Source organism: Priestia sp. SIMBA_032, from assembly GCF_046535215.1.
Classification (GTDB): domain Bacteria; phylum Bacillota; class Bacilli; order Bacillales; family Bacillaceae_H; genus Priestia; species Priestia aryabhattai.
In genome coordinates this window covers 1-264 of sequence record NZ_JAWRXD010000834.1, presented here as the reverse complement: position 1 = coordinate 264, position 264 = coordinate 1, and the positions used below count along the sequence as shown (strand labels likewise).

The window sequence follows — 264 nt, the reverse complement described above, 5'->3', positions numbered from 1 at the left end:
GACATATCCGGGCTCGATGACTATCACGTCGATGCCGTACAGCAGCAGCTCGCGTCGGAGCGACTCTGACAGGCCTTCCAGCCCGTGCTTCGATGCTGCATAGGCACCCAAATATGGGAACGCCATCTTCCCGCCAACGGAACTGATGTTCACGATGCGACCCGGTCCGCCTCGCCGCGCCTTGTCTGTTCCCAGCAATGGCGCAAAAGCCTGGATGACGCGGAGCGGCGATATCAGATTAACTTCAAGTTGCGTACGTACGTC

1 protein-coding gene is annotated in these 264 nt (G+C 58.7%); it reads right to left on the bottom strand.

The features are described 5' to 3' along the window. Nucleotides 1-264: SDR family NAD(P)-dependent oxidoreductase (locus SB717_RS36680; protein WP_410907985.1), on the bottom strand; the 264-nt coding region annotated here is incomplete at both ends.